The 25,501-nt window shown below is 40.0% G+C and carries 28 protein-coding genes and 1 pseudogene; 17 read left to right on the forward strand and 12 right to left on the reverse strand.

Annotated elements, in window-relative coordinates:
• The first annotated feature begins 156 nt into the window (after positions 1-156).
• Positions 157-2,697 carry a penicillin acylase family protein gene (locus tag VB693_RS02605; RefSeq protein WP_323264935.1) on the forward strand — a complete coding sequence of 847 codons (2,541 nt, stop codon included), beginning with the start codon at positions 157-159 and terminating at the stop codon, positions 2,695-2,697.
• A gap of 232 nt (positions 2,698-2,929) precedes the next feature.
• Positions 2,930-3,373: a hypothetical protein gene (locus VB693_RS02610; RefSeq protein WP_323264936.1), complete on the forward strand. Its 444-nt coding sequence runs from the start codon at positions 2,930-2,932 to the stop codon at positions 3,371-3,373.
• Positions 3,374-3,467: 94 nt separating this feature from the next.
• Here VB693_RS02610 and VB693_RS02615 read toward each other — a convergent pair whose 3' ends face one another.
• Positions 3,468-4,946 carry an alpha-amylase gene (locus VB693_RS02615; protein ID WP_323264937.1) on the reverse strand — a complete coding sequence of 493 codons (1,479 nt, stop codon included), beginning with the start codon at positions 4,944-4,946 and terminating at the stop codon, positions 3,468-3,470.
• 47 nt (positions 4,947-4,993) lie between these two features.
• Between VB693_RS02615 and VB693_RS02620 the strand changes: the two genes are divergently transcribed.
• The gene (locus tag VB693_RS02620) at positions 4,994-5,134 is read left to right on the forward strand and encodes a hypothetical protein (protein ID WP_323264938.1); all 141 of its coding nucleotides are present in this window, start codon (positions 4,994-4,996) and stop codon (positions 5,132-5,134) included.
• Between the two features lie 20 nt (positions 5,135-5,154).
• Here VB693_RS02620 and VB693_RS02625 read toward each other — a convergent pair.
• Both VB693_RS02625 and VB693_RS02630 read right to left on the reverse strand, forming a co-directional pair.
• Positions 5,155-5,544: pseudogene (locus VB693_RS02625) on the reverse strand (3-phosphoshikimate 1-carboxyvinyltransferase); the annotation flags it as partial.
• 37 nt (positions 5,545-5,581) lie between these two features.
• Positions 5,582-6,790, reverse strand: a complete 1,209-nt coding sequence (locus VB693_RS02630; protein ID WP_323264939.1) for a transposase — start codon at positions 6,788-6,790, stop codon at positions 5,582-5,584.
• A gap of 516 nt (positions 6,791-7,306) precedes the next feature.
• Between VB693_RS02630 and VB693_RS02635 the strand changes: the two genes are divergently transcribed.
• Entirely contained in the window at positions 7,307-7,819 is a 513-nt protein-coding gene (locus VB693_RS02635) for a hypothetical protein (RefSeq protein WP_190697456.1), read from the forward strand.
• Positions 7,820-7,861: 42 nt separating this feature from the next.
• Here VB693_RS02635 and VB693_RS02640 read toward each other — a convergent pair whose 3' ends face one another.
• Both VB693_RS02640 and VB693_RS02645 read right to left on the reverse strand, forming a co-directional pair.
• Positions 7,862-8,443 (reverse strand): thioredoxin family protein, encoded by a 582-nt coding sequence (locus tag VB693_RS02640; protein WP_323264940.1) that lies wholly within the window; start codon positions 8,441-8,443, stop codon positions 7,862-7,864.
• Positions 8,444-8,615: 172 nt separating this feature from the next.
• Positions 8,616-8,831 carry a chlorophyll a/b-binding protein gene (locus VB693_RS02645; protein ID WP_237990779.1) on the reverse strand — a complete coding sequence of 72 codons (216 nt, stop codon included), beginning with the start codon at positions 8,829-8,831 and terminating at the stop codon, positions 8,616-8,618.
• Between the two features lie 218 nt (positions 8,832-9,049).
• Between VB693_RS02645 and VB693_RS02650 the strand changes: the two genes are divergently transcribed.
• From VB693_RS02650 to VB693_RS02665, 4 genes are all read left to right on the forward strand, one after another.
• Positions 9,050-10,543: a thymidylate synthase gene (locus tag VB693_RS02650; protein ID WP_323264983.1), complete on the forward strand. Its 1,494-nt coding sequence runs from the start codon at positions 9,050-9,052 to the stop codon at positions 10,541-10,543.
• Positions 10,544-10,597: 54 nt separating this feature from the next.
• Positions 10,598-11,158: a dCMP deaminase family protein gene (locus VB693_RS02655; RefSeq protein WP_323264941.1), complete on the forward strand. Its 561-nt coding sequence runs from the start codon at positions 10,598-10,600 to the stop codon at positions 11,156-11,158.
• 33 nt (positions 11,159-11,191) lie between these two features.
• Positions 11,192-11,914, forward strand: coding sequence for a dCTP deaminase domain-containing protein (locus VB693_RS02660; protein ID WP_323264942.1), 723 nt, complete (start codon positions 11,192-11,194; stop codon positions 11,912-11,914).
• An 80-nt stretch (positions 11,915-11,994) separates the two neighbouring features.
• The gene (locus VB693_RS02665; RefSeq protein ID WP_323264943.1) at positions 11,995-12,474 is read left to right on the forward strand and encodes an XRE family transcriptional regulator; all 480 of its coding nucleotides are present in this window, start codon (positions 11,995-11,997) and stop codon (positions 12,472-12,474) included.
• A gap of 51 nt (positions 12,475-12,525) precedes the next feature.
• Here VB693_RS02665 and VB693_RS02670 read toward each other — a convergent pair whose 3' ends face one another.
• Complete coding sequence (locus tag VB693_RS02670; RefSeq protein WP_323264944.1) at positions 12,526-13,062, reverse strand: P-loop NTPase family protein; 537 nt, start codon at positions 13,060-13,062, stop codon at positions 12,526-12,528.
• A 306-nt stretch (positions 13,063-13,368) separates the two neighbouring features.
• On the opposite strand from VB693_RS02670, the gene VB693_RS02675 reads away from it, so the two are divergent.
• The 4 genes from VB693_RS02675 (at position 13,369) to VB693_RS02690 (ending at position 16,685) form a co-directional block, all read left to right on the forward strand.
• Entirely contained in the window at positions 13,369-13,953 is a 585-nt protein-coding gene (locus tag VB693_RS02675; RefSeq protein ID WP_190697438.1) for an adenylate kinase family protein, read from the forward strand.
• 195 nt (positions 13,954-14,148) lie between these two features.
• Positions 14,149-14,886, forward strand: a complete 738-nt coding sequence (rph, locus tag VB693_RS02680) for a ribonuclease PH (RefSeq protein ID WP_323264945.1) — start codon at positions 14,149-14,151, stop codon at positions 14,884-14,886.
• Positions 14,887-15,235: 349 nt separating this feature from the next.
• Positions 15,236-15,667 (forward strand): NfeD family protein, encoded by a 432-nt coding sequence (locus VB693_RS02685; RefSeq protein WP_323264946.1) that lies wholly within the window; start codon positions 15,236-15,238, stop codon positions 15,665-15,667.
• A 43-nt stretch (positions 15,668-15,710) separates the two neighbouring features.
• Complete coding sequence (locus tag VB693_RS02690; RefSeq protein ID WP_323264947.1) at positions 15,711-16,685, forward strand: SPFH domain-containing protein; 975 nt, start codon at positions 15,711-15,713, stop codon at positions 16,683-16,685.
• Positions 16,686-16,790: 105 nt separating this feature from the next.
• Here VB693_RS02690 and VB693_RS02695 read toward each other — a convergent pair whose 3' ends face one another.
• Entirely contained in the window at positions 16,791-18,179 is a 1,389-nt protein-coding gene (locus VB693_RS02695; RefSeq protein WP_323264948.1) for a cytochrome P450, read from the reverse strand.
• Between the two features lie 10 nt (positions 18,180-18,189).
• Here VB693_RS02695 and VB693_RS02700 point away from each other — a divergent pair, with 10 nt between their 5' ends.
• Positions 18,190-18,777: a TetR/AcrR family transcriptional regulator gene (locus VB693_RS02700; RefSeq protein ID WP_323264949.1), complete on the forward strand. Its 588-nt coding sequence runs from the start codon at positions 18,190-18,192 to the stop codon at positions 18,775-18,777.
• A 102-nt stretch (positions 18,778-18,879) separates the two neighbouring features.
• On the opposite strand, the gene VB693_RS02705 is transcribed toward VB693_RS02700, so the two are convergent.
• Positions 18,880-19,272 (reverse strand): Fur family transcriptional regulator, encoded by a 393-nt coding sequence (locus tag VB693_RS02705; RefSeq protein ID WP_190697525.1) that lies wholly within the window; start codon positions 19,270-19,272, stop codon positions 18,880-18,882.
• 143 nt (positions 19,273-19,415) lie between these two features.
• Here VB693_RS02705 and purS point away from each other — a divergent pair, with 143 nt between their 5' ends.
• The 3 genes from purS to VB693_RS02720 all read left to right on the forward strand — a co-directional run bounded on the left by purS (position 19,416) and on the right by VB693_RS02720 (position 22,681).
• Positions 19,416-19,694: a phosphoribosylformylglycinamidine synthase subunit PurS gene (gene purS, locus VB693_RS02710; protein ID WP_190697420.1), complete on the forward strand. Its 279-nt coding sequence runs from the start codon at positions 19,416-19,418 to the stop codon at positions 19,692-19,694.
• A gap of 130 nt (positions 19,695-19,824) precedes the next feature.
• The gene (purQ, locus tag VB693_RS02715) at positions 19,825-20,499 is read left to right on the forward strand and encodes a phosphoribosylformylglycinamidine synthase subunit PurQ (RefSeq protein ID WP_190697417.1); all 675 of its coding nucleotides are present in this window, start codon (positions 19,825-19,827) and stop codon (positions 20,497-20,499) included.
• A 241-nt stretch (positions 20,500-20,740) separates the two neighbouring features.
• Positions 20,741-22,681, forward strand: a complete 1,941-nt coding sequence (locus VB693_RS02720; RefSeq protein ID WP_323264950.1) for a hypothetical protein — start codon at positions 20,741-20,743, stop codon at positions 22,679-22,681.
• Between the two features lie 54 nt (positions 22,682-22,735).
• Here the strand turns inward: VB693_RS02720 and VB693_RS02725 are convergent, their stop codons facing one another.
• The 4 genes from VB693_RS02725 to VB693_RS02740 form a co-directional block, all read right to left on the reverse strand.
• Positions 22,736-23,341 carry a Uma2 family endonuclease gene (locus VB693_RS02725; RefSeq protein WP_323264951.1) on the reverse strand — a complete coding sequence of 202 codons (606 nt, stop codon included), beginning with the start codon at positions 23,339-23,341 and terminating at the stop codon, positions 22,736-22,738.
• 10 nt (positions 23,342-23,351) lie between these two features.
• A complete protein-coding gene (locus tag VB693_RS02730) occupies positions 23,352-23,528 on the reverse strand; it encodes a hypothetical protein (RefSeq protein ID WP_323264952.1) in 177 nt (58 codons plus the stop codon).
• Positions 23,522-23,650 (reverse strand): hypothetical protein, encoded by a 129-nt coding sequence (locus VB693_RS02735; RefSeq protein ID WP_323264953.1) that lies wholly within the window; start codon positions 23,648-23,650, stop codon positions 23,522-23,524. Before VB693_RS02735 ends, VB693_RS02730 begins: the two co-directional genes overlap by 7 nt.
• A 99-nt stretch (positions 23,651-23,749) precedes the next feature.
• The gene (locus tag VB693_RS02740; RefSeq protein WP_323264954.1) at positions 23,750-24,667 is read right to left on the reverse strand and encodes a LysR family transcriptional regulator; all 918 of its coding nucleotides are present in this window, start codon (positions 24,665-24,667) and stop codon (positions 23,750-23,752) included.
• 85 nt (positions 24,668-24,752) lie between these two features.
• On the opposite strand from VB693_RS02740, the gene VB693_RS02745 reads away from it, so the two are divergent.
• On the forward strand, positions 24,753-25,499 hold the full coding sequence (locus VB693_RS02745; RefSeq protein ID WP_323264955.1) for an SDR family oxidoreductase: 747 nt from the start codon (positions 24,753-24,755) through the stop codon (positions 25,497-25,499).
• The last annotated feature ends 2 nt before the right edge of the window (positions 25,500-25,501 follow it).

Below are 25,501 nucleotides of genomic sequence, written 5' to 3' on the forward strand. Positions count from 1 at the left end.
CTGAGATACATTAGGAAATTAAAACTAATTCATAGTATTGAATTATTTAATTTTAAGTATTTGCTAATAAGGCAAAGTTATATATCTTACTAAAAAATAGCAAAACTCTAAGGCGGCAAAAGGTATAATGTCCCATGATTTTGCTAACACCCAAATATGAAAAATTTCCGAAAACGTCGGTTATTCAAGGGACTCAAAATAGGTATATTTGTACTGATATTGCTGGGGTTATTGTTAGTATCATTTTTAGGCTACACTATACGGCGTTCTTTTCCTGTAGAAAATGGAGCGATCGCTATTTCTGGTATTAAAGCAGAAGTGACAGTCCAACGGGATCAATGGGGTGTACCTCATATCTATGCTGCCAACTCCCACGACTTATTTATGGCGCAGGGTTATATCCACGCCCAAGATAGATTTTGGCAAATGGATTTTTGGCGACATATTGGTTCTGGTAGATTAGCAGAAATGTTTGGAGCTTCGCAATTAGATACTGATAAATATCTGCGAACCCTGGGATGGGCAAGGGTGGCGCAGCAAGAAATCCAGCAAATGGATGCAGAAATGAAGGCTAATTTGACAGCCTATGCTGATGGTGTGAATGCTTATCTGCAACAACATCAAGGTACTGCGTTGAGTCTCGAATATGGGGTACTAAAATTACTCAATCCTGGCTATCAAGTCGCACCTTGGCAACCTCTACATTCCCTGACTTGGGGTAAGGTGATGGCTTACGATTTGGGTAGAAATTTTCAAAGCGAAATTGAACGTACTGTTTTACTAAAAACCCTCACGCCTAATCAGGTGGAGGAACTTTTTCCAGCCTACCCGCAAGATTTGCCTGTGATTTTACCGGAGTGGGAAGTAGGGCAAAAACGCAAAGGGGCGTGGAGGTTGGCGCAAAGGGGCGCGGAGGTTTTATCTGTGGGAGAAATTGCGCCAAGTTTAGAATCAATTACTCAACCAATGTTGGCGTTAGAAAAACTTATTGGTGCTACAGGAGTGGGTATTGGTTCAAATAACTGGGTGATATCGGGTAAGCGCACAGCTACGGGTAAACCGATTTTGGCGAATGATCCCCATTTGGCGGTACAAATGCCTTCGATTTGGTATGAGGTGGGTTTGCACTGCACTACTAAAAATGCTGAATGTCCTTATAACGTGACTGGTTTTTCCTTTGCGGGAATGTTGGGGGTAATTGTCGGACATAGCGATCGCATTGCTTGGGGTGTGACTAATGTACAATCCGATGTGATGGACTTATATATTGAGAAAATCAACCCCAAGAATCCTAATCAATATGAAGTCAATGGCAAATGGGTAGATATGCAGCTTGTCCCAGAAACTATTCAAGTTGCAGGAAGTCAGCCTATTTTACAGACAATCCGCTACACCAGACATGGGCCGATTCTTTCTGATGTTTCACCCAACTTGCAAGAGTTTAAGCAAGCAATAAAATTACCACAAAACTATGCTGTAGCTTTGCGCTGGGCGGCTTTAGAACCAACAAGACTGGTTTATTCAATTCCCCAAATTAATCGCGCTCAAAATTGGCAAGAGTTCCGCGCGGCTGCTAGTGACTTTGATGTGCCAGCACAGAACTTAGTCTATGCAGATATCGAGGGGAATATCGGTTATCAAATGCCTGGTAAATTCCCGATTCGGGCTAAGGGAAATGGGCGTTACCCTGTTCCTGGTTGGACTGATGAATATGAATGGCAAGGTTATATTGATTTTGAAAAATTACCTTATAGTTTCAATCCACCTCAAGGTTATATAGCTACGGCAAATAATTTAGTTGCGAGTGAATATCCTTATTTAATTACTACAGATTGGGTTTATGGATATAGAGCCAAGCGTATTGTCGAGATGATTGCCCAACAAAGTCAGCCGATTTCTTTAGCAGATATACAGAAAATACAAGGTGATAATCTGAATTTGAATGCTCAGAATCTTGTGCCATTTTTGCAAAATCTTACTTTTGACACTCCCAGATTAAAAGCTGCTCAAAAACTTCTACAAGATTGGAATTTACAGCTAGGGATGACATCGCCTATAGCAGCTTTGTTTGAAGTATTTTGGCAGCATTTGTTAGCAGATACCTTTCATGATCAACTACCTTCCGAATACTTTCCTGATGGGGGCGATCGCTGGTATGCTGTCTTACAAAATATTATCCAACAACCTAATAGTAATTGGTGGGATAATGCCAAAACCACCCAAGTAGAAAACCGCGATCAAATTTTGCAACAAGCTTTTAGAGAAGCTGTAGACGAATTAGAACGTATTCAAGGTAAAAATCCTCAATCTTGGAACTGGGGTAAATTACATACCATTACTTTTCGTAACGCCACCTTGGGAAAATCTGGTGTTACAGCCATTGAAGCTTTATTTAATCGCGGTGCTTTTAGCACATCTGGGAATGGGGAGACTATTAATGCTAATCGTTGGAGGGCTAATAAATCCTTTGAAGTAACTGATATTCCTTCACTACGAATGATTCTAGATTTAAGCAATCTAAATAATTCGCTAGCTATTCATGCGCCTGGACAGTCAGGTCATGCTTTCCATAGACACTATGCTGATATGATTGACCCTTGGCGCAAGCTGGAGTATCACCCGATGCTTTGGGAGCAAAAAACGGTTGCTGCTAAGGCTGCGGCGAAGTTGAAGTTAACACCAAAATCCCACAATTAATTTTAGTAAGTAAAGTTTTTTATAGTCTACGGAAATACTACTTCCGGCGATGTATATCTAATTTAACTTTTTTCTATTTCAGTGTAATTGCATACACCTGTGAAAAAGAATGAAGTATAAAGTAACAGGGCTAAAAAAGCCGCAAGCAAAAACAGACTTGACTTGTACTTTTGTAAACTACTTTTTTTATATGCCCATTTTTACGGAAACATAGATGGAGATATTACAACATATGTCACTTACGCTGAAACGAACTGCTACACTTTCTTTAGTAGCTGCGATCGCATTATTATTTGCAGGTTGCGGTGAAAGTAAAGTTGCCCAATGTAACAAAGTTATTAAAGTAGCTAATCAAGCAGCCACACTGAGTCAGCAATTCGGCAAAGATCCCAAATCTGCAAAAGGTTCTCAAGCTTTAACTGAACTTGCTAGTAAGATAGATGGAATCAGCACAGAAATGAAAGGTATAGAAGTCAAAGATGAAAAAATAAAAGGTTTTCAGCAACGGTTTCTCACTCTCTATCAAGATATTAGTAAGGGTTTAAATGATGCAGCCGGAGCTATAGATAAAAAGAATATTCGAGATACAAATGGCTTCTTAGCAGGCTTGCAAAAGAGTAGTGCTGAAGAAGGTACAATTGTCAAAGAAATTAATAGCTATTGCTCTAGCAAATAAAGATTTTATTTGTGAAAATGCGAGACTTTATAACCCCAATTTCTTTAATAAATCGGGGTTATTCACTATAACATTAATTCAATTCGAGTATGTTTTAAGCTTGCACCCAAACAGATACTGAACCGCCTAGACAACGAAATTCACCCCAACCCCACGCATTGGTATATACAGCTTCTTTGATATGTTCAGTTAGGTCAATAAACTTAGTATTGGGTTTACCAACTTCCATCCACTTAGAACCTTCTGAACCATCACTCATAATCACAGCCATCCCTTGAGGATGATCTTCATCACCTAAGCGTGTCCAACCAATAGTATTCCAGTGGTCTAAATAGTTGTATTGTGGCCCGTAAGCATAATGTTTACGTGCATAAAGTAACTTATCAATAATCCAACGGTGGGACGGCATAAAAATATTGTAACGATTGCCATCTTTCCCCCAGTCTTCATACTCCGCACCATAGTAGTCAGCATGAAAGACACAAGGATAGCCTTCTTGTCGTAACAAAATAATGGCGTAAGCTAAAGGTTTAAACCAAGGTTCAACGACAGATTCCAATGCTTGTAATGGCTGAGAATCGTGATTTTCGACAAATGTCACAGCATTGCTAGGACGTTGTTGCATCATTGTGCCATCCAAAATCCGGCGCATATCATAATTGCCTCCAGATTTGCTGGCTTGATGAAAGTTGTAATGTAGTGGTACGTCAAAAACTGACATCTTGCCAGCTACAGCATCAACATACCAAAGCAGAGTATTAATATCGTTATACCAATACTCTCCTACCATAAATAAATCTTTACCAGTATGGCGTTCTAGTTCATCTATCCATTGGGGAAAGAACCAAGAAGAAATATGCTTAATAGCATCAATGCGGAAACCATCTACTTTTGTGGTGTCAAGATACCACTTACCCCAGTGGGTAATTTCTCCACGTACCCACTCATTTTGGAAATCGAGATCGCAACCCATCAAATATGCAAAGTTACCATTTTCTAAGGCTACGTAGTCGTCGAATTTTTTACCTTCTAATAAATAAACTGTGCTGCGATCGCCACTATTATATTCGTTATAATCAACAGCATCAAAATGCCACCAATGCCACTCAAAGTTAGAATATTTGCCTTGCCGTCCTGGGAAATTATAATGAGTGTATGTCTTAATCTCTTGTAACCCACCTTTAGGATTCAGGCGATCATTTTGAGTAAAAGGCGTTGCTTTTGGTGTTTCTATTCCGTCACCACCCATCTTATGATTTAGTACCGCATCAGCATATACTTGCAAACGATGCGTTTGCAGAGATTTAACCGCATCAAGATACTGCTGACGTGTACCATATTTCGTCCGCACTGAGCCTTTTTGCTCAAACTCACCTAAATCAAATAAGTCATAAACACCATATCCCACATCATACGACCCAGCAAAGCCCTTGTAGGCTGGTGGTAGCCACATGGCTGTGAAACCTGCATCTGCTAATTCTGGTGCTGAAGCCGCAACTTTACTCCACAAGTTCCCATCGTTAGGGATGTACCAGTGGAAATATTGCATCATTGTGCCATTAATCTGTGCCATGTCTCTTTGTGCCTGTAAATATCACCTTTGACGAGAGATACAGTCTAGTGGCGTGGCAATTCGGAATTTTTGAGGCGATTAGACGCGAAAATATGGAAGAAATACTTAAGAAATCGCTGATTGAACCCACAATTCCCACAATTCAATTGCGGGGAGTGCGTCAATGGTTATTTATGATGACCAGTTAGCTAATGCCCTATACCTAATTTCACCCTAAAATCTGTTGGAGTGTATTAGTGAAGTTGGGATAAGAAATAGGCTGCTGCTTCGGCGAGGTGAATGGTGGTAATCCCACTAGCATTTAAAGCAGCGATCGCTAAACTCATGGCAATGCGATGATCTGTATGACTATCCACATCTGTCCCTACTAAGGAGTCCCGCCAATAATTTCCATCCCATCGGGTAATTCGGTGACTTTTGCGCCGAGTTTATTAAGTTGTTGCGCCATCACCGTAATGCGATCGCTTTCTTTCACTCTCAACTCTTCTGCATCCCAAATCATAGTAGTTCCTTGGGCAAACACCGCCGCCACAGCCAAAATAGGGATTTCATCAATCATGCGCGGTACTATATCCCCAGCAATGGTACAACTGCTTGACATCCTCCCCCGTTTAGAAAACAGGGGATTCCAAGAATCACTTCTTGGGTTTCCTCTTTCCGCGACTCGACTTACTTGGAGGGATTTCTCCTCCCACGCAGAGGTCGATGTCTCCAGAGGCGTTAGTTCCGACGTGACCCGCCGTACTCAATCCTTTTTCTAATATGTTACGCGCAGCGTTCCAGTCCCGGTCAAGGGTGAGCATACAATGAGGACAAACATGAGTTCTTGTACTAAGAGATTTCTTGACAATCTCACCACAATTAGAACAATTCTGGCTAGTGAAATGGGGGGGAACTGCAACAGTCACCACACCAAACACCTTACCGAAATATTCAACCCATTCACGAAACAGCGACCAGGAAGCATCACTAATCGACTTAGCCAAGCGATGATTCTTGACCATATTCCGCACCTGCAAATCCTCATACGCCACAAGGTCGTTAGACCTCACCACGCACCTTGCTGTCTTAACAGCAAAATCTTTACGCTGGCGACTTACTTTGAGGTGCTTACGCGCAAGTTTATTTCTCAACTTGACTCTATTGTTAGAACCCTTTTTACTCTTAGACAAACGGCGTTGCAACCGTTTCAAAGACTTCTCCGATTTACGCAGGTGTCTAGGGTTTGCAACTGTTTCACCGTTACTATCTGTATAGAAGTGGTTTAATCCCACATCAATACCAACAGTTTTACCTGTTGGCTCTCGTCTTTCTACTCGCTCAGAGTCAATGCAAAACTGGGCGTAATACCCATCAGCACGACGTACAACCCGCAATCTTTTAAACTGTTTCAGTTGGTAGAAATGCAGGTCACGAGTTCCCCAAAGCTTGAAAGTTCCTGCTTTAAATCCATCCGAGAAAGTGATATATCTACGGTCGTCAGAAAGTTTCCATCCACTGGTTTTGTACTCAACGCTCCCGTGTGTCTGTTCTTTCTTAAAACGTGGATAACCTTTCTTAAGAGGTTTAGACTGCTTGCAATTGTCATAAAACCTAGCAATTGCACTCCAAGCCCTCTCAGCAGAAGCTTGACGAGCCATAGAGTTCAACTTATCCGCCCAAGGAAAGTCTTCATCGGCGGCAAGAACAGCACAATAAGCACTCAACTCATACCTGCCAATATCCTGGTTATCCATCCAATATCTCAGGCAAGCATTACGAACAAAACGAGCAGTTCTAATCGCCTCATCTAGCGATTGATACTGCTTTTTTGTTCCTTCCAGCTTTGCCTCAAATACTAGCATAATTACGTTAGTGAGCTTAACGTAATTATACCATGTTACAACCGCATAAATTCAGTCATTCGCTTATATCCCCCGGCTAAAGCGCGGGGGCTTTACGCATCACGACTCGTAATAATTACCAGCCAATGCCCAAATACCCAATTTCAAGACCACATCTTCTTAATTAGCAACTTAGTTTAATATAGATTTATTTTTTAGCTATTGTTAATTAACTCGTCTGTGGGATACTCAATTAATATTATGATTGAAATTATTAGTTTCAATTATTCACAAAAGTATAACTTTTCACATAGGTTACTTATAGATTCCGTCATTGTAGGGTTAGTTTTTTAGATTTATATCAAACTTGTTTTTATGTTTGTTGATATAGCTTACTAAACAAGCATATTTAGTGAATCTTCAGTTAATATTAAGCAGGTTTTATTATGCTTCTCTCTTTATTCACTTAACCCCATCAACTCAACTTTCTGGTATTAATTTCATCTCATTCAATAGCTTTTAGCCTTCAACGCTCCCATGCTCACACATCACCGCAAGCCCGTGTGCTTATCACTTATTTCCACTGATCTGCCATTCTGGTCTGTAGTGGAAACTGCTGGAACATTATATCAAAAAGACACTGATAGATTCCACTTACTACTGACTGCACCACCCCTAATCACCTGCGAACTAGCAATTCCTGAGACAACAGAAGATACACTTCTCCCACGTAAAAGCAAAGCTTATACTCCCACTAGTCCCAGGGTTTTGTGGCTGGAAATCTCTCCCTATCGAATTATCATGACCATGCAAGGTAACGAACAGGTGAGTTACCGTCACTTTTGGGAACAGGGTGTTTATGGTGTAAGTCGCTATTGGTTGCCAACGGAGTCCATACAACCCAATCATCCCATTCGCTTACGCAACTTTACCAATAATTTGACTCTTAGTGGTAAGCCACTACCAGAACATCTACGCGTGGAATACGAATTGTGGGCAGAAAACGTCCAATTAGGACAATACATTCTCAATCTGGAAATTCAGCACTAATCATTAAATGTAGAGACGTTGCATTGGAACGTCTCTACATGATTAACCGAAATAACTGGGTTCATTCCCCGGCTTCCATTTAATATTGCAACCAATACTAGGCTTTTGTTCAGTGGTTATGGGTTTACCAGCCAAAACTGTATCAATGGCAGCACGTAAATCTGTACCTGTGACTGGTTTACCATTACTAGGACGGCTATCATCTAACTGACCTCGGTAAACAAGTTTGCGATCGCCATCAAAAACGAAAAAATCAGGCGTACAAGCTGCTGTATAAGCCTTAGCAGTCGCCTGGGTTTCATCGTAGCATAACGGAAATTGCCATCCCTGTTCTAGAGCTAGTGCTTTGAGAGATTCAGGTGCATCATCTGGATACTTTGCGGCATCGTTCGAGCTAATAGCTGCGATCGCTAAATCACTCGTGCGATAATCTTCTCCTAACTTGGTTAATTCGTTTTGAATATGCTTCACAAATGGACAATGCCGACAAATAAACATTACCAACAGCACTTTTTTGTCGGCAAAGGTAGCCAAAGAAATAGTCTCGCCAGATACTACTTCTGGTAGATGAAAATCTGGTGCTTTCGTGCCTAATGGCAACATGGTTGAAGCAGTTAAAACCATAAGCTGTGACAGATTAAAAGTTATAAGTAACAGTAGAGAAATTTTCTGTTTTCTCTTCCTTTGATCACTGTCAAAATAACACGAAATCGCCCCATACATTTAGAGACGGGAAATTTCCCGTCTCTGATTTTGTTAAATTGATTTTTACAAAACTTTAAATATTCTTTTGCTTTTACAGATTCGCGAAAAGACCAAAAATACCATGTCCTGTAAATACTTCTAAGGCAATCAGAGAGATAAAACCGATCATGGCTAGACGACCGTTGAGTAATTCTGCATAGGGAGTGAAGCCAGTGCGATCGCCTTGCTCATCTACATAAACCTTTGGCTCAATCGCGAAGTTGTTCATCAGACCTTGGTCGTCAATGATGGCATTGTTTGTACGCATTTTATTTTCCCCAGTTGCTGCTTATGTAACAAACTGTAACAAATATATGAATATTTGTAAAGCTTTTTCATCTGCCGAAAGTCTTAACTCCGGTTTTCTAAGGGTGGTAGTTGCTGATGTTTATCTGGATTAAACTTTTCTAAAGCATCTGCTCGACTAGCAACGGTTGAAGTGATATGTTATCGAAGCTAGTTTTTTTCGACCTTGAGCCAAAAACCATGACAGTAGCGGGTAAGGCAACCCAATTCGAGTACAAAGCACTGTACAAGCCTAATCAACTGATTTATGGCAGTGGACAAACAGTGGTCATCACAGGGTGGACAGTAAAGCAGGCGATCGCTAAACATTTAGAATCGCAAGATTATGCTGTAATTGGGCAACTATACTCACCCACACGGGGTATAAACTTATTAGTGCGGAATTTGCTTTGGAATCCTCATGTCCGCCACTTAGTTGTTCTGAACGCTACTAAGGAAGATCAAAACGCCGGTGCGGGAGAGTGCTTACTAGACTTTTTCCGTTACGGCTTTGAAGAAGGTGTATGTGATAGTGGCTTACGTTGCTGGATGATTCGCTCGGCTATTCCCGGTTATATTGATATAGACGTTGAAGCTAGTGCCTTAGAACACTTGCGGGAGTCAGTACAGTATAGTGAAGCCAAATCTATACCTGAAGCCGTTAGTTTAATTAAATCCTATGTTCAACAGGAAGCGATCGCTGCGTGGGGTTCACCGTTGAAATTCCCCATGCCTACTGTTGAACCGACAGTTTTACCAGGGTCGAGATATGGACACAGAATTGAAGGTAAAACAATAGCTGAAACTTGGGTAAAAATTATTCATCGCATTAAGACAACGGGAACAATTCGTCCAACTGGGTATGATGGACAATGGCAAGAATTAATTGATTTGATGGCAGTTATAACTGATGAGCCATCTAGTTTTTACTTCCCCGAACCTAATTATTTGCCAATTGACCGAAATTTTCTAGAAGAATATATTTCTCAAATCTTAGATGATGCGCCATACCGGGAAGGATTGAAATATACCTATGGTCAACGTTTACGTTCTTGGTTTGGGCGTGACCAAATTGAGCAAGTAGTTAATAAATTGATTGGAGAAATTGACGCTGCTAGTGCAGTCATGAATCTGTGGGATGTGAAAGACCACGAAAAAGGCGGTAGTCCCTGTCTGAATCACATTTGGTTGAGAGTTGTTGATAATGAATTATCACTAACAGCCACATTAAGAAGTAATGATATGTTTGCTGCTTGGCCTGCAAACGCAATGGGATTAAGGGCTTTGCAACAACATATTAGAGATAAAATTGCTGAACATTCTGAATATGATTTAAAGATGGGGCCACTGATCACAATCAGTCAGTCTGCTCATATATATGACGATACTTGGGATAATGCCGATAGGTTAATAGCTAATCAATACGCTCTAATTCTTAAGCAGCGTAACTACGATGATCCTTCAGGAAATTTTTTAATTGAAGTTGATAATAACGAAATAGTAGTTACTCACACAACTAGTGGTAGTGGTGAGATAGTTAAGTCTTATCGAGGCAAACAACCTCTTAATCTACTTAGGGAAATTTGCGCCACATCTCCAGCCATCCAGCCTGAACACACTGGTTATTTGGGTATCGAACTGCAAAAGGCGAGTCAATGTATTAAAATTGGCAGGTCTTACATTCAGGATCAGTAACGGTAAAAAGCTATGCCTCGTATACATATAGCTAGTAATTGAAATTGATAAATCATGCAAGATATTTCATTAAATGACGAACATCCTCAAAGACCAACATGGGACGAATACTTTCTGATGTTGGCTAAACTCGCCGCCACTCGCTCAACTTGTTTAGCATTTCCAGTAGGTGCTGTGATTGTTAAAAACAAACAAATAGTGGCGACTGGCTATAATGGTTCACCATCCGGTTCGGCTCACTGTACTTCTCAGGGCTACTGTTATCCTGGGTTAAGCAGTTGTGATGCTAGCAAAACTTTACCATCAAGAGCTGTACACGCGGAAGCAAACGCGATCGCACAAGCGGCAAAACATGGCATTTCAACAGATGGAGCAAGTATTTATGTTACTTTAGAACCTTGTTTATCTTGTTTAAAATTAATTATCTCCGCAGGGATTAGGGAAGTATTTTATGAAACTTCCTTTAATAGTGGAGATAAAGCCTTAGTCAGAAATTCTTTTATTAAAGAAGGTTTAGTCATCCTCAAGCAAGTTAAGCTTTCTGAAGCTACAGCACAACGAGCAGCATCGTTTTTACTATTTTCCACATCTGTTGTAAGTTGTGATATTTTATAAGATCCATAAATCTACATATTATATATATTGACTATGTTGAGTGATACAGATATTAGACTACAAATAGAAGAAAGAAAAAATAATCCAACAAAGGGAATATTCATAGATCCATTTGAGGAAAAATACTTGACCCCTGTTGGTTATGATTTGCGAGTTGGAACAAAAGGATTTTCTTGGAAGAAAAAATGTGAGATCGATATAGAAAAAGAGAAATGTATTGAGATTGAACCCAACGATACGGTAGTTATTGAAACTTGGGAATCAGTCAGTCTTTCTAAAGAAGTAGGTGCTACTATACATGCAATGGTTTCAAAAGCTGTTCTGTATGGACTATCTCATATTTCTACAACTATAGATCCAGGATGGACAGGCAAACTATTAATTTCGGTTAGTAACTATCGAGATAGTTCTGTCGTGCTTCGTTTTAGAGATTCTCTCTGTACAGTTTGTTTTTATAAGGTGGAATCTGCATCAATAGCAACTCTTGGAAGACCTGTTGATAGAGATGATATATGGGAAAGATTATTAGAGATAGCAAAGGTAGAAAAAGATAGACAAATAAAGGAAATGCAAATCAAAAAAGGAAAAGAAAAAGCAGAAGATAGAATTCGTATTGGCTTAATGGTGGCTTTTATATTACTAGCATCATTTATTGGTCTTCAAATTTCTTTTAAAGATGCCGCATTGGGTGCATCACTAGCTGCCTTTCTCGCTGTGGTCAGTCCCAGTATAATCGAGCTATTAAAACCCAAGTAGATATTTTGAAGTTAAAAAAGTTGTAATAATAGAGTTCAAGATTAGTATTATAGTTTTGCTATTGTTACATAACGAATAAGATGAATGAATTAAAAAAGCGCATATATGTATCTGGCGCGTTAACAGGAATTAATAATTCAGATTCTCTTAAAGAGTTCTATGTGGATATTGGCTTACTCTGTGAGGATACAGGATTTCAGGCTTATATTCCTCATCTAAATACTGACCCCAACAAACATCCTAATATTAGTCCTCGCCAAGTTTTTGAAACTGACAAGCACCAAGTTACAAAATCTGACTTAGTTATTGCTTACATTGGCTATGCCTCACTGGGTGTCGGAATGGAACTAGCTTATGCAGAGACAAATGCTATTCCAATTATTATGCTCTACGAAAAAGGTAAGGTAGTCTCAAGATTTCCTCGTGGTATACCTAGTGTGCTTTCCGAAATCGAATTCAAAGATTATCAAGATGCTTTAATTCAACTAGACAGTGTTTTAAAAAAGTGGAGACAACAGCATATAGAACAATATTCATCAGCACCGTTTTACTCCACTTAAATACTGCCAGTATTAGTTTACTGTTGAACAAATGAATTAGGGTTTATTTGTTTAGGGGTGGTGACTGCGACGAATCTCGGTGATTTGGTCTGCCACATCTAAAATAGATTGCGGCATTTCTGTTCCAGTGAAAATGATATCTATATGGGAAGGGCGTTTTGCGAGAAAAGCTAAAACCTCGGTTTCGGGAATTAAACCAAAGTTAATCGCCAAACTTAACTCATCTAGAACTACCAGAGAATATTTGCCCTCGTTTACTACTTGCTGTGTGTGCTGCCATAACCTTTGTAAAGATTGGTGTTCTGCCTCATCTAACTGTGGCGTATCGATGCAACGAGGTAAATCACAGCGCAGCCAATCTAAATTTTGTCCCAACTGAATGGGACGGTCTTGTCCTTGATTTATGCCACCTTTGAGAAACTGTACTATCAGCACTGGTGTACCTTGACCAGCCATTCTGAGTGCTTCCCCCATAATGCTGGTAAAAAAGTTACGGTGAGTGCTAGTGAAAACTTGTACTAGACCTTCAATTGGATGCGGTAGGCTAAGAGTCGAATTGGCACTGGGTGTTTCTAACTGGGCAACCATAGGATAAATTTCAAAAAATTACAATAAATTCACTAGATTTTGCAGTGATTTCTTTTAGAAACTCACCTGTATAATCAATTTGTTTTTGCTCAGTTCTATGGATCTATCAATCTGCTCTATAAGTCAAACACTAGGTTTGCGCTGAAGTCAAGAGATGAATGAGGAAATGGAGACTGGGGACTAGGAAAAATTCTGGCTTATCTCCTCTAAACTTGTAACTCTTGGGCTATATGTTAGATTTCCTACGAGGTTGGGCAAAACAAACTTATTATGTGGTAAATGTTACTGCTTGAGGAGTGAATAGTTGTGAAATTAGTGATTCTAGGAGGTTCAGGATCGGGGAAAAGCAGCCAAGCACAACGATTGGGTAGACACTTGGAAGTTCCTGATATTTCTACGGGTGATATTTTGCGGGAGGCAATCTCTGGCAATCAGACCTTAGAAAGCGTCTATACTAATCTTCGTGAACTTGGTCGCTATGCACAGCCTTATATGTCTAAGGGCGAACTAGTCCCCGATGAAATGATTATTGAATTAATTCGGTTGCGGCTAAAAAAGCATGATGTCAGTAGTGGCTGGATTTTAGAAGGTTATCCCCGGACTGCTTTTCAAGCGGAAGAGTTAGATTTTTTGCTAGATGAGTTGGGGCAAAAATTAGATTGGGCAATTTATTTACAAGTGCCGGAAGCAGTCATGGTGAGTCGTTCTCTAGGTCGTTCTTTACCAGATGATCAACCTGAAATTGTCCAGCGTCGAGTAGAAATTTTCTATGACCGCACTGTTCCCATTTTAGAGTATTATGACCGTCGCCGTCGCCTGTTAACGATTAATGGCGACCAGTCGCCGGAATTGGTGCTGCAAAATATTCTGACCTTGCTAGAAGTCCCTTAACAAAGTCTTTAGTTATCCTAAAATTTTTCTTTGGGGCTACTGCATATTTCTCAATAAATCTTATACTCTAAGTTCAGTCTTATTACTTTATTTTTAGATGGAGATGCCGACCCTACGATACAGAATCAGTATGAGTTGCGATACTAAAGTAACTTTAAGGCATAATTTCACCATAAAAATTTTGAGGCAGCTCTGATGGTTTGGCAGCGTCCCGATGGTCGAAAACCCTATGAACTTCGTCCTGTAACGTTTCAATCTGAATTTACTCGCTTTGCTCCTGGTTCTGTACTGACAGTATGTGGTGATACTAAGGTACTCTGTACTGTCAGCGTGGCGGAAGGAGTTCCCAAGTTTTTGTTAGGAAGTGGCAAGGGTTGGTTAACTGCTGAGTACCGTATGCTACCGTCAGCGACGCAGCAACGCTATGAAAGAGAATTGTTGAAATTGTCTGGTAGGACACAAGAAATTCAACGCTTAATTGGACGTAGTTTGAGGGCTGCAATAGATTTTGAGGCTTTGGGAGAAAGGACTTTAACAGTAGATGCGGATGTGTTGCAAGCCGATGCAGGCACAAGAACAGCAGCGATTACGGGCGGTTTTGTCGCCTTAGCTCACGCTATTTCTCAATTATTACAGCGAGGAGTATTAGAGCGATCGCCCCTATGTGGACAAGTAGCAGCTGTCTCCGTTGGTTTATTAGAACAAGAGCCATATTTAGATTTGAACTATATAGAAGATGTCGCTGCAACAGTAGATTTTAACGTAGTGATGAATCACAACTTGGGCATCATCGAAGCCCAAGGCACAGCAGAAGAAGGCAGCTTTAACCGCACCCAATTGAATCAGCTATTAGATTACGCCGAAAAAGGCATTCAACAATTATTAATTGCTCAACGAGAGGCAATTCCCGGCTGGGAGACTTTGAGGAATTAAACATTTGATGTATTTAGCTCATCAACTCAGGAATCCTGAGTCATTTTGTTGTGTATTAGTCTAAAGGCCCATACCAATAAACCGACTCGTGAACTTCGATTAAATTGAGATGTCAAAGACTTGAAGGCTAGAATACACTGAACTTGTGTACATCTGACTACACATTGTTACCTAAATTCGACAAGAATGCTCCCGCTACAACGCACAAGCGGTTGCTTCAGCCGAAGCGATAACTTGTACTCACTACTCACCACTCATTACTCATTACTCATTACTCAGCACGGGCTAAACGCCCCGCTACCGCTAACATCACTCACCACTCACTACTAACTATGTCTAGGATGGCACTATGCCAATTTCTACCTTAATCTGGCTACTAGCAGGAGCAGCTCTGTGTTTAACGGAACTGTTTTTACCGTCGGCTTTTGTCGCCTTCATGATGGGTATTAGTGCCTTAATTGTGGCGTTACTATCCCAATTTGGATTTGCTTTATGGATACAAGTTACAGCTTGGTTGATGCTTTCTACCTTATTGATTGTGCTTTCTCGGCGGTTTTTGCAACCGCGACGGCGCAAATCAAAAATCCAGGATGCAATCATAGCAGAGACTTTAACAGAAATTCCAGCAGGTAAAACAGGGCGGGTACTATACGAAGGCAATTCTTGGCGGGCGTTATGCGACGATGAACAACTTAATGTTGCAGCTCATCAAAGGGTATATGTAGTGAGAAGGGAAGGAACTACATTAATTGTGATGCCAGAAAATCTGTTGCGTAGTTAGTAGTCATTAGTTAAAATTCAACGTCAAATATTCAGGAGCATAAATGTTAGAAAACTTTTTTTTACTTATCTTCTTAGCACTTGGTGGTTCTGCTGTAGCAGGGTCTGTTAAAGTTATTAATCAAGGTAATGAGTCTCTAGTAGAAAGATTAGGTAGCTATAACAAAAAACTTGAACCTGGGCTAAATTTTGTGATTCCTTTTTTAGATAAAATTGTCTATCACGAAACTATTCGAGAAAAGGTTTTAGATATTCCACCCCAAAAATGTATCACCCGTGACAACGTAGGTATTGAAGTGGATGCGGTGATTTATTGGCGGATTGTCGATATGGAAAAAGCCTGGTACAAGGTAGAAAATCTCCATTCAGCAATGACCAATTTGGTACTGACTCAAATTCGCTCGGAAATGGGGCAACTGGAATTAGACCAAACTTTTACCGCCCGCTCCCAAATTAATGAACTTTTGTTAAGAGATTTGGATATCGCTACTGATCCTTGGGGTGTGAAGGTGACGCGGGTAGAACTGCGAGACATTATCCCTTCCCAGGCGGTAACGGAATCGATGGAACTGCAAATGTCAGCAGAACGCCGCAGACGAGCAGCAATTTTAAATTCTGAAGGTGAACGGGAAGCGGCTGTTAATAGTGCTAGAGGTAAAGCTGAAGCCCAAATTTTAGATGCAGAAGCTAGGCAAAAATCTGTAATTTTACAAGCGGAAGCAGAACAAAAAGCGATCGTCTTGAAAGCACAGGCGGAACGTCAGCAGCAAGTTCTCAAAGCTCAGGCGATCGCAGAATCCGCAGAAATTATAGCTCAAAAAATCAACTCCAATGCTACTGCTCGCCCAGCGTTAGAAGTCTTGCTGGCTTTAGGCTATCTGGATATGGGTTCTACCATCGGTAAGAGCGATAGTAGCAAGGTGATGTTTATGGATCCCCGTACTATTCCCGCTACTTTAGAAGGTATCCGCTCGATTGTTTCAGATATTCAAAATGATTCAATAGTTAATGGACGTTAGTCAGTAGTTAACAAATCAGTGAACAGTTAACAGTCTTAATAGGATTTAATAAGTGTTCACTGTTAACTTTTCTGGATGCAATGATCAATGCGATTTCACGCCGCTTCAGCTTTCATTCCGCCAAAACTTCACCTTTAAGCCATCACGAGGACGAGAGAAAGGTAAAACAGTCCGTGCCAGATTTTGGTTAGGTAGGAGTTCCCATTGATATCTACGCACTATCAGAGCAGCAAATATCTTTATTTCCAGTCTGGCAAATTCTTTGCCCAGACATTCTCTAATCCCGCCACCAAATGGAATGTGACTGAAGACTTTTTGTTTATCCTCAGCCCGCTCTGGTGAGAAGCGATCAGGATCAAATCGTGCTGAATTCTTGTAAATCTGTCTATCTTGATGGGTTTCAGGAATTTGATAATACACATCCCAACCCTGCGGAATTTTATATCCACCGAACTCAGAAGATTCCAGAACTTTACGTGAACCACTGCGAACGACAGGCGGAATGAGCCTTAAAACCTCTTTTAGCACTTGTTCCAAATAGGTCATTTGCTTCAAAGTTTCTTGGGTTAAGGTTGTGGGGTTGCCCAAACGTAGTTGTTCTGCACGAAGCATCTCTAGCACCTCTGGATGTTGAGCTAGAAGCTGACACAGAGAACTCAGTGCTGACGTTAGCGTTTCATGTCCCGCCACTAGCATTCCTAAAACGTTATCTTTTATGTCTATTCGGCTGAGTGCATTGCCTTCCTCGTCTTTTGCAGCCAATAAAATACTTAAAATATCCTGTTTAATCGTTGGATGTTGCTGGCGTTGGTCGATCAGTTTGTCAAACTGGGTGAGTAGTTGTTCTCTTGCTCGAACCGCCCGCTCAAACTTACTACCAGGAAAACGTACCGGAATCGATAACAGCCCATCACTCCAAATTTCATAGACTTTTTCTAACTGTTCATCCGCCGCCGTGCTAACTCCAACTAACAATCGACAAGCAATATCGAGTGTGTATCTTTTTAACTCGTCATACCAAGTCAGTGTCCCTATTTGCGCCCACTTTTGTAAGTAACATTGTGTCACTTCTGCCATTGTTACAGCATAATTTTCTAATGCTCTTGGCTGAAAGGCTTGAAACAGTTGACGACGCAAGATTTGATGGGCAGTTCCAGTTTGCACGCCGATCGATTTTTCACCAAGTAACACTTTAAAGCTAGGCGTATTGGTCATTTCCAGTCGCTGTCCGTCATTAATAAATAGAAACCGCGCAGCATCTGCTCCAATCAAGGCAATGGTTGGACGACCAAAAAGGTGAGTTTTGAAGACATTGCCATATTTCTGCTGTCGCTGGGCGATAAAATCTTCTGGATTGCGTAAATACTGAATAGATTCCCCAATCCCAGGTAGGCCGAAACAACCAGGAGGAAGTGCCAGTGTTGGCTGAGTTGAAAGATTGGTCATGGTCTCTAGTTCTAGACTATTTCGATACGCTACTGTTTCGTAAAACATAATAGCCTTTATGAACGAAGTCAACAAAAAAATTGGGAGACCCCGCAGTACCCAATCTCACCAAGCAATATTGCAAGCAACGCTGGAGTTGTTGGCAGAGGTAGGGTTTGATGTCATGAGTATTGAAGCAATTGCTGCTCGTGCTAGAGTTGGCAAAACAACTATCTACCGACGTTATACCTGTAAAGAAGAATTGGTTGCTGATGCCATCGAGAATGTGCGAGAAGAAGTTTTAATTCCGAATACGGGCAACTTTTGGGGTGATATTGATGCGCTAATCGAGAATGCGGCGAGAATTACACTTAGTCCGCTTGGGCGACAAACGGTTTCTATGATCATTAGCAGTGCATATAGTAATTCTCAGTTTGCTCAGATATACTGGACAAAATACTTACAACCTCGACGACAAGCTTTTGCGATTGTCTTAGAACGAGCCAAAGCAAGAAATGAAATTAAAACTGAGAGCGATCCCGATTTAGTTTTCGACATAATGAGTGCAGTGATGTTGTACGCACTAGTTTTTCGACCTACAATTGACCCCTGGGAAGTATACGTTCGCAGTGCCTTGAATCTCATCTTAAAAGATGCATTACTCTAGCTTTGACAGACGTTTTTCTATGTCAATGTTGGGCTAAATCAGTTTTGAGATAATGCCTTAATAGTCGTTAGTTATTTGTTTTTTATTTGATTTATATAGTGACTATTGACTATGATTCATTTGACATTTACCACACAAACCGAAGAACTCTAAGGTGTGGTAGAAAATTTTAAACTTATGGGTAACTTGTAGTTGGTCTTCTAAGTCATGCACAGGGCATTGATGAATGGGAATTGAAGCACCACATTGCAAGCAAGTGAGGTGGTGTTTATCTTGAAGTGCCATACTATACAGAGCTTCACCATTAGATAAAGTCCGTACCTGCACCAGACCTTCGAGTTTTAAGGCTTCCAATGAGCGATAAACCGTGGCTAAACCCATACTTTGATTACGATTTCGTAGTTCTACATAAATATCTTGGGCGGAAATCCCTTGTTTCATGGTTTGCAGGAGGTTTAAAATTCGCTCTTGGCTGCGGGTGCGTATGGCTCTCATAGACATGGTTTTAATTTGCCACTGTAGTAGAAGCTGTTAAACTGGCTAACTAATAGATCAACTGTAACGGCTTCATAATCTTATTTTTACCTAGTTGGAACAGAAAGTTATAGTATAGCGATCGCAGCATTCAGCAAAAACCTGTGCAAACCAAGTATCTAGCCAAAATTTTTGTCACCCTTCGTCCTTCAGTCTTAGATCCGGCTGGTGTGGCTGTACAATCTGGTCTCCAGCAGATGGGATACAATACCGTAGAAAATGTACGGATTGGTAAGTACATTGAATTGACGATTACATCCTCTGATGAAACCAAAGCACGTCAAGACATGGAGCGCATCTGTAACCAAATGTTAGCAAATCCTGTCATTGAAAATTACCGTTTTGATTTAATTGAGGTCGAAACTCAAACGGGAGTGTTTTAGAGATAGGTGACAGGTGACAGGGGATAGGTGACAGGGAAGAGAAGGGAGAGTAAGTCATACCAACTTTCCCATGCTCAATGCCCCCATACCCAATGACTAATGCCCAATGACTAATGACTCTTGATTAATTATGAAATTCGGTGTTGTAGTTTTTCCAGGTTCTAATTGCGATCGCGATGTTGCTTATGTCACCAGAGACTTGCTAGGACAGCCAACTCGCATGGTTTGGCATCAAGATACAGATATTGATGATTTGGATGCCATTATCGTCCCTGGGGGGTTTAGCTACGGCGATTATTTGCGCTGTGGTGCGATCGCCCGATTCTCGCCTGTGATGCAGCAAGTAATTGCCCACGCCCAAAAGGGTAAGTTAGTCCTGGGGATTTGTAATGGTTTTCAGGTATTAACTGAAGCCGGACTTTTGCCGGGGATACTTACTAGAAACCGAGATTTGCATTTTATCTGCGATCGCGTCCCTTTAAAAGTTGAAAGCCATAATAGTCCTTGGACACAGGCGTATAACACTGGTGAAGTTATCACTTTACCAATTGCCCACGGAGAAGGACGATTTTATGCGGATAAGGCGACTTTATCTGAGATTGAAGATAAAGGGCAGGTAGTTTTACGTTATGCAGGCGAAAACCCTAACGGTTCACTAAATAACATTGCGGGGATTTGCAATCGTCAGGGTAATGTTGTCGGTATGATGCCACACCCAGAAAGGGCATCTGATCCCGTAATTGGGGGTGATGATGGGTTGAGATTGTTTAAAGGTTTGCTAGAAAAGGTAGTAGCCTTGGCGTAATTTTCACCTTCACACCCATGATATTTCAGCAATATAGAGGCACAGTCAGACTGTGCCTTTTTATAGATGTATCAAAATATCAATGTATGTGAAGAATTACACAACGGAGGCATGGCAAGGGAAAATGTGAAAGGAATCAATTACAATTATTTTTTTGCTGAGGAAGGTTAACTAAAGGCGACATAAATAAATTGAATCTGTATAGTTAATTTTATTAGAGCATTATCCCTTGGATTATCAAATGTCACCCTCGGATGCGGAAAATAAATTTATCACATGGATACAATCTTTTGATTATCGTGTTTTACAACACCAAGAAGATGTAGAAACTAAGTTTGTTATACCAATGTTTCATCATCTCTGTTACCCAGAGGAATCTTGTTCTAGAAAATGTAGTTTGAGTTCCGAAACCAACGGAAATCTAGCAAACAAACTAGAAACCATGCAAATTTATTTTTCTACTGATGATGTAGTCAAACAAAATGCTGACACATCGTTAATAATTATTATTTATTTATCCCCGCAATCAAATAATTTTCAAGAAGCAATAGCCCAAGCAAGATTCTACAGTATCTATTTAAAACCTTTATTTTTTGTAGTCACCAATGGTTATCAAATTAAATTTTTTAAATATTTAGTTTATCATAGGGAGGAATGTGTACTTGACAAAAATATTTATTCCTTAAAAAGTAATACTACAGCATTAGAATTTTATAATAATTATAATTTTCACTACCTTAAAAATATTGATAAAAATACAATTAACACTTTAAAATATAGCCAATATAATTTAATTGAAAAATCATTAAGACGACATAATTTACAAGAAATTGTAGCTCAAACGGATTTTATACCCGCGATTGTGCGAGAAGGCGATCGCTTAATTGCCGTCAAGCCTAAAGTAGTCATAGAATGTAACTTACCCAAGGCTTTCAGAGATGGTGATTGTCTCATCCAATTTAGTGGGGTGATTTTAAGAGGTTGCAAGATTAAACTCAATCACCAAGATATTTTAGCTCAATTAATGACCGGATTGAATACTCGCCCTGAATGGGGATGTCGGAGATTTATTAAACAAATAGATGATAATGCTTTTGAGGTTAGTTTAGGTCAAACTACAGTTATTTTATCTGATTTAGAAACAGCAGATTTATGTTTGTGTATTGATGTAATTTGCCAAGCATATAAGCAATCAATTATTGAATGCGAAAATATTTTAGAAACCTGGGATTTTGAATTTATTGAATTTTTAGGTAGTCGTGGAGTACATCTTTTTTCTGTAGATGCCAAACTATGGCGGTTAATGCACGATTTTGCAAATGAATTTAACTATGTGCAAGGTAAATCAGAATGGCACTTATTTCAGCAAGAAGAAATTTCCATTCGCGTAAGTCGAGGAATCCGTGATCATGCGTTTATTTTACCTCGCCCTGTTAATTATTTCTCTTTATTACCTAATGGCATCATTAATATAGTTTATGAAATTAATCATATTCACCTCCAGTCTTTAGAAAATGGGGAAATTAATTCATGGCATCAAGATATTGGTACAAGAGGGACTTGGACAGCTACATATACAAAACAATGGTTATTAGAAAAATTTATTCCTAAAGTTATCGATTACTATGCACGAAAAAATAATTTATCAGCATCAGAGTTAAAGAGAAATATCGCAGATTATGGTAGTAAGTACACTCCAATTTCAGACATTGACGATATTAGAGAACTAGTACCTTATCTCCAAGATATTCAATCTTGGTTAAATAATTATGTTGAAAATATTCCGGCTGTTCTTTTAAAAGCATACTATCAAACACTAACAAATCTAGTGCGAAATACTGACTCATCCATAGAGGGGATAGACTATATTATCCGCAACTTAACTTTAATGGAAGCAGGTAACACTAAAGACAGAATGAATAGTAATTTTTATAAATGGAATTTTAAAGATGCTTTGTATTATTTAGATGCTCAAGTAGGCAGAATTAATAATTATCAATATGAGCAAAGTTTTCAAGCTGATTTAATCACTAGAACTTTTATCTGGATTATAGAACATGGCAAAACTCGTTTCTCTCAAGCTCAATTAAATGCTGCAAAACAAGCTTTATTACCACTCTGGGAACAGAGTCGGTTTGAAATGCGCTATGTAAATCCTTCTCGGCAGCGCAGCAATTTATAATAGCTGTTTTTGATTTAGCTTGAATGAAACTATCTTAACTAACTCTTTAATTTGCTACCAAACTTGGCTTAAATCTAAAACAAATCCAGGTAATAACGGTTCACCAGAAAGCGTCTGAGGATTATCTAATAACTCAACATTAGTATTAGGACGATAAATAAAAACTTGGCGTTGTTTTCTATCAATTAACCAACCAAGCTGTGTCCCATTATCTATATACTCTTGCATCTTGTCTTGCAAGATTCGCAAATTATCACTTTCAGAACGCAATTCAATCACAAACTCAGGACAAATTGGTGCAAATCTCTTTCTTAATTCTAATGGTATTGCTTCCCAGCGAGTGCGTTTTATCCAAGCTGCGTCAGGAGAACGGACTGCACCATTTGGCAAGGTGAAACCACCACTAGAACCAAACCCTACACCTGTGCCATCTTGCTTTGTCCAAACCCATAACTGTCCAATTAAATTAAAGTTGCTCTCATCGGTTTCAGAGCCAGTTGGGGGCATAATTATTAATTCTCCAATAGCATTACGTTCGATACGAAAATCGTGGTTGAGTTGACAAAATTCATAAAATTGATCGTCATTGATGGCGATCGCACTCGGTAATTGCAATACTATTGGTACAATTTCTGTAATGCAGGGTAAGCTTGTAGTCATAATTTTGAATTTATTCTTTACTCACAACCCAATACACACAACGTCTTGCGCCTGCTAGGATGTGTTCTTCTCCCTCTACTTTTACATATTCTCCGAGAACACATTGAAAAATCATTAACTCTTGCTTACATAATCCTATACAGGCTGTAGCCGCAGCATAAATTGGACAGTGGTTTTCAATTAACAAGAAAGAGAACCATCATCTAAGGCTTGACTCTCCGCCATTCGTGCGTGCGATCGCAATTTAACTAAAGCTGTGAATGAACCTTGGCTAGATACTTGTACTTGATAGGTAGTAAGTAATCGCACAGAATTATTTACACATGAGTTTCTATTCTGGATAAGGGTTTTATGGCTTAACTTTGTGTAATTAATTTTGTTTAGCTACTTATTTTGCGGCTATCTAGCTTAAATCCCCTGACAAACACTTTGAAGTATTTGCCGTAACCAAATACTCGCCTGATCCTGATTTGTAAGTTTGCTCCACAGCATAGAAATCATCCAAGGTTCAGTTTGTACAGGAAGTTCAAAAATTTCTAATGTATCTTTGCAAGCAAACGGTGTTACCAGTCGAGAAGGAATCACAGTCACCAAGTCACTGGATGAAATGACGGCTGGTAATATCAGCAAGTGCGGCGTAGTCAAAGCGACACGACGCTGTAGATTTTGTTCAGCAAGCACCTTGTCAATTTCACCAATGTCATCTCGTCTGAGAGTAAAAAGAGCTTGGGGGAGACGAGCAAAGGTTTCCGGTGTCATCGTCTCCTCCGTGATAACAGGGTGTCCACGGCGACAAATACCTACAAAATGTTCTTGAAATAATGGCATTTGTATTGTTTGTCGGGGAGGATTTTGAAAGAAACCCAAAGCAACATCAATTTCTCGTTGCTCTAAGAGGTCTCCCACAGAATCCTTCTCAAAACCAATTAATCGAAAATTAATGCTTGGTGCAACCTGACAACAAACTTCTAACAGCTTGGGTACAACAACATAGCTGGTGTAATCGGAACTACCAATTGCGAAGGTATGTTTAGAAGTTGCTGGCTCAAAGGTTTGACTAGATTCTAGGGTCTGTCGGATTTGCTGGAGAGCAATTGAGATACCTGGAGCAATTTCTAGAGCTTTTGCTGTTGGCTGCATTTCTCTACCGATACGGATAAATAAATCATCCTGAAATAGTGTGCGTAACCTTCCCAGAGCTGCACTCATTGCTGGTTGTCCGAGGTATAAACGTTGAGCGGCGGCTGTCACACTGCGTTCCTCAAAAAGCACTTCAAAGGCGACAAGCAGGTTGAGGTCAATGGCAGATAAATCGATTAATCCCATTAATTAAATGTATCGCTGCAATCAATTTGCTTAATTTATAACATCTCAGTACAGTAAATCTGAAAGCATTTTTTAGGTCACAAAAATGACAACTCAAACGAGAATTGCGGTGGTAACAGGTAGTAATAGAGGTCTAGGATATGCTATTTCTCGTAAGTTATCCCAAATTGGTATCCGTGTAATTCTGACGAGTCGTAATGAAACAGATGGTTTAGCTACCAAGCAACAACTATTTAGTGAAGGGCTGGATGTAGACTATCATTTACTAGATGTTACTGATGATGCAAGTGTTCAGCAGTTTACCCAATGGTTGCGTGAAACCTATGGCAAAGTAGATATTTTAGTTAATAATGCAGGTGTGAATCCTACAACTAAGCCAGAGGAGTCTAGTTTGCTGACTGTGCAATTGGAAACGATGCGAGTCACTTTTGAAACTAATGTTCTGGCGGTAGTGAGAATTTCTCAAGCATTAATTCCGTTGATGCAGGTGGAAAACTACGGTCGCATAGTTAATATTTCCACTGAAATGGCTTCTCTGTCTACAATTCCCGATGATTATTATCCGTTAGCACCATCTTATCGGCTCTCTAAGGTGGGTGTGAATGGTATCACGGCGATTCTGGCTAAGGAACTCCAAGGGACTAATATTCTTGTGAATGCCTATTCTCCGGGTTGGATGAAGACAGATATGGGGGGTGATCAAGCTCCGTTTACAGCAGAAGAGGGAGCGGAAACAGCCGTCTATTTGGCAACACTACCCGATGGAGGAGCGCAAGGACAGTTTTTTGCAGAGATACGGAAGTTTGGCGGCCCAGTTCAATTACAGTGGTAGGT

This window comes from Anabaena sp. UHCC 0399 (assembly GCF_034931465.1).
Lineage (GTDB): Bacteria > Cyanobacteriota > Cyanobacteriia > Cyanobacteriales > Nostocaceae > Trichormus > Trichormus minutissimus.

What these genes read in the sequence shown, in the direction of transcription:
- VB693_RS02605 (WP_323264935.1), top strand. Translation starts at nt 157, where the DNA reads ATGAAAAATTTCCGAAAACGTCGGTTATTCAAGGGACTCAAAATAGGT.
- VB693_RS02610 (WP_323264936.1), top strand. Translation starts at nt 2,930, where the DNA reads ATGTCACTTACGCTGAAACGAACTGCTACACTTTCTTTAGTAGCTGCG.
- VB693_RS02615 (WP_323264937.1), bottom strand. Translation starts at nt 4,946, where the DNA reads ATGGCACAGATTAATGGCACAATGATGCAATATTTCCACTGGTACATC.
- VB693_RS02630 (WP_323264939.1), bottom strand. Translation starts at nt 6,790, where the DNA reads ATGCTAGTATTTGAGGCAAAGCTGGAAGGAACAAAAAAGCAGTATCAA.
- VB693_RS02635 (WP_190697456.1), top strand. Translation starts at nt 7,307, where the DNA reads ATGCTCACACATCACCGCAAGCCCGTGTGCTTATCACTTATTTCCACT.
- VB693_RS02640 (WP_323264940.1), bottom strand. Translation starts at nt 8,443, where the DNA reads ATGGTTTTAACTGCTTCAACCATGTTGCCATTAGGCACGAAAGCACCA.
- VB693_RS02645 (WP_237990779.1), bottom strand. Translation starts at nt 8,831, where the DNA reads ATGCGTACAAACAATGCCATCATTGACGACCAAGGTCTGATGAACAAC.
- VB693_RS02650 (WP_323264983.1), top strand. Translation starts at nt 9,050, where the DNA reads ATGACAGTAGCGGGTAAGGCAACCCAATTCGAGTACAAAGCACTGTAC.
- VB693_RS02655 (WP_323264941.1), top strand. Translation starts at nt 10,598, where the DNA reads ATGCAAGATATTTCATTAAATGACGAACATCCTCAAAGACCAACATGG.
- VB693_RS02660 (WP_323264942.1), top strand. Translation starts at nt 11,192, where the DNA reads ATGTTGAGTGATACAGATATTAGACTACAAATAGAAGAAAGAAAAAAT.
- VB693_RS02665 (WP_323264943.1), top strand. Translation starts at nt 11,995, where the DNA reads ATGAATGAATTAAAAAAGCGCATATATGTATCTGGCGCGTTAACAGGA.
- VB693_RS02670 (WP_323264944.1), bottom strand. Translation starts at nt 13,062, where the DNA reads ATGGTTGCCCAGTTAGAAACACCCAGTGCCAATTCGACTCTTAGCCTA.
- rph (WP_323264945.1), top strand. Translation starts at nt 14,149, where the DNA reads ATGGTTTGGCAGCGTCCCGATGGTCGAAAACCCTATGAACTTCGTCCT.
- VB693_RS02685 (WP_323264946.1), top strand. Translation starts at nt 15,236, where the DNA reads ATGCCAATTTCTACCTTAATCTGGCTACTAGCAGGAGCAGCTCTGTGT.
- VB693_RS02690 (WP_323264947.1), top strand. Translation starts at nt 15,711, where the DNA reads ATGTTAGAAAACTTTTTTTTACTTATCTTCTTAGCACTTGGTGGTTCT.
- VB693_RS02695 (WP_323264948.1), bottom strand. Translation starts at nt 18,179, where the DNA reads ATGTTTTACGAAACAGTAGCGTATCGAAATAGTCTAGAACTAGAGACC.
- VB693_RS02700 (WP_323264949.1), top strand. Translation starts at nt 18,190, where the DNA reads ATGAACGAAGTCAACAAAAAAATTGGGAGACCCCGCAGTACCCAATCT.
- VB693_RS02705 (WP_190697525.1), bottom strand. Translation starts at nt 19,272, where the DNA reads ATGAGAGCCATACGCACCCGCAGCCAAGAGCGAATTTTAAACCTCCTG.
- purQ (WP_190697417.1), top strand. Translation starts at nt 19,825, where the DNA reads ATGAAATTCGGTGTTGTAGTTTTTCCAGGTTCTAATTGCGATCGCGAT.
- VB693_RS02720 (WP_323264950.1), top strand. Translation starts at nt 20,741, where the DNA reads ATGTCACCCTCGGATGCGGAAAATAAATTTATCACATGGATACAATCT.
- VB693_RS02725 (WP_323264951.1), bottom strand. Translation starts at nt 23,341, where the DNA reads ATGACTACAAGCTTACCCTGCATTACAGAAATTGTACCAATAGTATTG.
- VB693_RS02740 (WP_323264954.1), bottom strand. Translation starts at nt 24,667, where the DNA reads ATGGGATTAATCGATTTATCTGCCATTGACCTCAACCTGCTTGTCGCC.
- VB693_RS02745 (WP_323264955.1), top strand. Translation starts at nt 24,753, where the DNA reads ATGACAACTCAAACGAGAATTGCGGTGGTAACAGGTAGTAATAGAGGT.